This is a genomic window from Kitasatospora sp. NPDC059088 (assembly GCF_042738155.1).
GTDB lineage: Bacteria > Actinomycetota > Actinomycetes > Streptomycetales > Streptomycetaceae > Kitasatospora.
Genome location: NZ_JBHYGR010000074.1, coordinates 34,291 through 38,907, shown reverse-complemented (window position 1 = coordinate 38,907; position 4,617 = coordinate 34,291). Strand labels below are relative to the sequence as shown.

Below are 4,617 nucleotides of genomic sequence, written 5' to 3'. Positions count from 1 at the left end.
CGGGGGCACCACGAGTGCCCCCGCGCGCCCCCACATCCACCACCCACGCGGACACCCCCGAACGCACTACGGAGGCCCAGCGGTGCACGACCTACCGCAGCAGCTGGCCAACGGCCTGATCCTCGGCGCCCTCTACGGACTCGTCGCGATCGGCTACACGATGGTCTACGGCATCGTCCAGCTCATCAACTTCGCCCACGGCGAGATCGTCATGGTCGGCGGCTTCGGCGCCCTGACCGCCTACCTCGCCCTCCCCGGCGGCACCACCCTGTGGCTGGCCCTACCCCTCATGCTGATCGCCGGCATCCTGGTCTCCACCCTCACCGCCGTCGCCGCCGAGCGCTTCGCCTACCGGCCGCTGCGCAACGCCCCCCGCCTCGCCCCCCTGATCACCGCGATCGGGCTGTCCATCTTCCTCCAGCAGCTCGTCTTCTCCTTCTACCCGGACGCCAAGAAGGCCAGGGTCTTCCCCAAGCTCCCCGGCGACCCGTTCAGCCTCGGCTCCGTCACCATCCAGCGCAGCGACATCTTCCTGATCATCGCCGCCCCGCTGTGCATGCTCGCCCTCGGCTGGTTCGTCACCCGCACCCGCTCCGGCCGCGCCATGCAGGCCACCAGCCAGGACCCCGACACCGCCAAGCTGATGGGCATCGACACCGACCGCATCATCGTCATGGCCTTCGCCATCGGCGCCGCGTTCGCCGCCGTCGCCGCCGTCGCCTACGGACTGCGCAGCGGCCAGGTCGACTTCCGGATGGGCTTCATCCTCGGCCTCAAGGCCTTCACCGCCGCCGTCCTCGGCGGCATCGGCAACATCTACGGCGCCATGCTCGGCGGCCTCGCCCTCGGCCTCGCCGAAGCCCTCGCCACCGGCTACATCCAGCACCTGCCCGGCATGCACCTCTTCGGAGGCGGCGCCTGGAAGGACGTCTGGGCCTTCGTACTCCTCATCCTCGTACTCCTCGTCCGGCCACAGGGCCTGCTCGGCGAGCGCGTCTCGGACAGGGCGTGACCACCATGACCACCACCAGCACCGAGACCACCCCGGTCATCCCCCTGCCCGCCACCGCCGCCACCGCCCTCACCGGCCTCGGCGCCCTGCTCACCGCCGCCTCCGCCGCCATGTCCTGGACCTGGACCAGCGACTTCCCCGGCGACCTCACCTACTACGGCTCCCCCGCCGGGCTCCAGTGGCTCGCCGTCGTCGCCGGCGTCCTCACCCTCGTCCTGCTGCTCGCCGGCCAGGGCGTCCCCGGCCTGCGCTGGGCCGCCCCCAGCCGCAGCAACAACGCCGTCCTGTACGCCGCCACCGGCGCCCTCGCCGTCGCCGCCTACTCCGTCACCGCCATCTCCGTCGAACTCGGCGGCCTCGCCAACCTCGAACCCGGCGGCTGGGTCCTCGCCGCCGGCGGCCTGCTCGGCATCACCGGCGCCCTCGGCCTCCCCCTCGACCGGCGCACCGCCGTCCCGCTGCGCATCCTCGACAAGCGGCTCTTCCTGCTCGTCCCCGTCGCGCCCGTCGGCTGGTTCGCCGCCCGCGCCATCCCCGACGACCAGCCCGTCGCCCCGGTGATGACCGCCCTCGCCGGCGCCCTCGCCATCGCCGCCGGCGTCGTCCTGCTGCTCCAGCTCGGCCACCTCGCCAACAGCCGGATCCGCCTCGGCACCGTCGAGCGCCCGCTCCCCCCGGCCCGCCAACTCCCCTCCTGGGTCGAGGTCCTGCTCATCGTCCTGGCCTTCGGACTCGGCCTGTACGCAATCACCTTCGGCATCGACACCGAGTACGGCGAACTCTTCATCTGCTACCTGCTGCTCGCCGCCCCCTCGATCGCCGCCCTCGCCAAGTCCGGACTGCTCGGCCGGCTGCGCGCCCTGACCGTCAAGTACCGCCCGGTCACCACCGGCGCCGCCTTCGCCGCCGCCGCCAGCTTCCCCTTCACCCAGAGCAGCGACCAGTACACCTCGGTCGCCACCAACATCCTGATCTTCGCCACCGTCGCCCTCGGCCTCAACATCGTCGTCGGCCTCGCCGGCCTGCTCGACCTCGGGTACGTCGCCTTCCTCGGCGTCGGCGCCTACGCCGCCGCCCTGGTCTCCGGCTCCCCCGCCTCGCCCATCCACGTCCAGTTCCCGTTCTGGGCCGCGATGCTCACCGGCGCCGCCGTCTCCATGGTCTTCGGCGTCCTGATCGGCGCCCCCACCCTGCGGCTGCGCGGCGACTACCTCGCCATCGTCACCCTCGGCTTCGGCGAGATCTTCCGCATCACCATGCTCAACCTCAACGGCACCACCGGCCCCAAGATCACCAACGGCTCCAACGGCATCCCCCGCATCCCCGACCTGGAGATCTTCGGCTTCGACCTCGGCAAGCCGCACACCGTCGCCGGCATCGAACTCGGCCGCTTCTCCAACTACTACCTGCTGATGCTGCTGGTCACCGCCGTCGTCGTACTGATCTTCGCCCGCGTCGGCAACTCCCGCATCGGCCGCGCCTGGGTCGCCATCCGCGAGGACGAGACCGCCGCCGAGGCCATGGGCATCAACGGCTTCCGCCTCAAGCTCCTCGCCTTCGCCCTCGGCGCCTGCCTCGCCGGCCTGGCCGGCACCGTCCAGGCCCACGTCAGCTACACCGTCACCCCCGACCAGTACACCTTCGCCGAGGCCCTCCCGCCCAACTCCGCCTTCCTGCTCGCCGCCGTCATCCTCGGCGGCATGGGCACCATCAGCGGCCCCCTGGCCGGCGCCACCCTCCTCTTCCTCATCCCCAAGAAGCTGGAATTCCTCTCCGACTACCAGCTCCTCGCCTTCGGCGCCGCCCTCATCGTCCTGATGCGCGTGCGCCCCGAAGGACTCATCCCCAACCGGCGCCGCCAACTCGAGTTCCACGAAGCCGCCATCCCGGCCCAGCCCACCGGCGAACCGGGCGCACTCACCAAGGCAGGGGCGTGACGCGCCAGATGACCACCACCGCAACGCCACCGACCGCAACCCCCCTGCTCGACGTCACCGGCGTCACCATGCGCTTCGGCGGCCTCACCGCCGTCAACGACGTCTCCCTCACCGTCGGCGAGGGCGAGATCATCGGCCTCATCGGCCCCAACGGCGCCGGCAAGACCACCTTCTTCAACTGCCTCACCGGCCTCTACGTCCCCACCGAGGGCACCGTCCGCTACCGCGGCACCCAACTGCCCCCCAAGCCCCACCTCGTCACCCAGGCCGGCATCGCCCGCACCTTCCAGAACATCCGGCTCTTCGCCAACATGACCGTCCTGGAGAACGTCCTCGTCGGCCGGCACAGCCGCACCAAGGAAGGCATCTTCGCCGCCATCCTCCGCGGCCCCCGCTACCACCGCGCCGAGGCCGAGAGCCGCGAGAAGGCCATGGAACTCCTCGCCTTCACCGGCCTCGCCGAGAAGGCCGACCACCTCGCCCGCAACCTCCCCTACGGCGAACAGCGCAAGCTGGAGATCGCCCGCGCCCTCGCCTCCGACCCCGGCCTGCTGCTCCTCGACGAACCCACCGCGGGCATGAACCCGCAGGAGACCCGCGCCGCCGAGGAACTCGTCTTCGCCATCCGCGACCGCGGCATCTCCATCCTCGTCATCGAGCACGACATGCGGTTCATCTTCAACCTCTGCGACCGCACCGCCGTCCTCGTCCAGGGCCAGAAGATCGTCGAAGGCGACCGCGAGACCGTCCAGAACGACGAACGCGTCATCACCGCCTACCTCGGCGCCCCGCTCGAAACCCCCGCAACACCGGAGGACCCCAAGTGACCGCACTCCTCGAGGTCGAGGACCTCCGCGTCGCCTACGGCAAGATCGAAGCCGTCAAGGGCATCAGCTTCACCGTCGAACAGGGCGAGGTCACCACCCTCATCGGCACCAACGGCGCCGGCAAGACCACCACCCTGCGCACCCTCTCCGGCCTCCTCAAGCCCACCTCCGGCCGGATCACCTTCGACGGCCAGGACCTCAGCACCGTCCCCGCCCACAAGATCGTCGCCCTCGGCCTCGCCCACTCCCCCGAGGGCCGGCACATCTTCCCCCGCATGACCATCGAGGAGAACCTCCTCCTCGGCGCCTTCCTGCGCACCGACACCGCCGGCATCCAGGCCGACGTGGAACGGGCCTACACCCTCTTCCCGATCCTCGGCGAACGCCGCAAGCAGGCCGCCGGCACGCTGTCCGGCGGCGAGCAGCAGATGCTCGCCATGGGCCGGGCCCTGATGTCCCAGCCCAAGCTGCTCATGCTGGACGAGCCCTCGATGGGCCTCTCCCCGCTGATGATGCAGAAGATCATGTCCACCATCGTCGAGCTCAAGGCCAGCGGCACGACCATCCTCCTGGTCGAACAGAACGCCCAGGCCGCCCTGTCGCTCTCCGACCGCGGCTACGTCATGGAGACCGGCCGCATCGTCCTCTCCGGGACGGGCGCCGATCTCCTCCACGACGAGTCCGTCCGCAAGGCCTACCTCGGCGAGGACTGACCCCGCACACGCGAAGGGGGGGGGGGGGGGGGGGCGCCCCCCGCGCGCCCGCCACCAGAGACACACCCGGATGCCGCGCCGCGGGGCGCGGAGTGCGGGCGAGGGGCGCGCGCGCCGAGCGCCCCCGC

Annotated in this window: 4 protein-coding genes; all 4 read left to right on the top strand. The window is 71.2% G+C overall.

Annotation, left to right across the window (positions count from 1 at the left end):
• Positions 1-82 precede the first annotated feature (82 nt).
• From ACFWXO_RS28420 to ACFWXO_RS28405, 4 genes are read left to right on the top strand one after another with little or no spacing between them, the layout of a single operon-like run.
• The gene (locus tag ACFWXO_RS28420) at positions 83-1,012 is read left to right on the top strand and encodes a branched-chain amino acid ABC transporter permease (RefSeq protein WP_375893396.1); all 930 of its coding nucleotides are present in this window, start codon (positions 83-85) and stop codon (positions 1,010-1,012) included.
• A 5-nt stretch (positions 1,013-1,017) separates the two neighbouring features.
• Complete coding sequence (locus ACFWXO_RS28415; RefSeq protein ID WP_380527036.1) at positions 1,018-2,949, top strand: branched-chain amino acid ABC transporter permease; 1,932 nt, start codon at positions 1,018-1,020, stop codon at positions 2,947-2,949.
• A gap of 8 nt (positions 2,950-2,957) precedes the next feature.
• Positions 2,958-3,776, top strand: coding sequence for an ABC transporter ATP-binding protein (locus tag ACFWXO_RS28410; RefSeq protein WP_375893394.1), 819 nt, complete (start codon positions 2,958-2,960; stop codon positions 3,774-3,776).
• Positions 3,773-4,489, top strand: coding sequence for an ABC transporter ATP-binding protein (locus ACFWXO_RS28405; RefSeq protein ID WP_380527035.1), 717 nt, complete (start codon positions 3,773-3,775; stop codon positions 4,487-4,489). Before ACFWXO_RS28410 ends, ACFWXO_RS28405 begins: the two co-directional genes overlap by 4 nt.
• Positions 4,490-4,617 lie beyond the last annotated feature (128 nt).

Excerpts from the sequence above, each read along its gene's own strand:
- ACFWXO_RS28410 (WP_375893394.1), top strand. The coding sequence starts at position 2,958 with ATGACCACCACCGCAACGCCACCGACCGCAACCCCCCTGCTCGACGTC.
- ACFWXO_RS28415 (WP_380527036.1), top strand. The coding sequence starts at position 1,018 with ATGACCACCACCAGCACCGAGACCACCCCGGTCATCCCCCTGCCCGCC.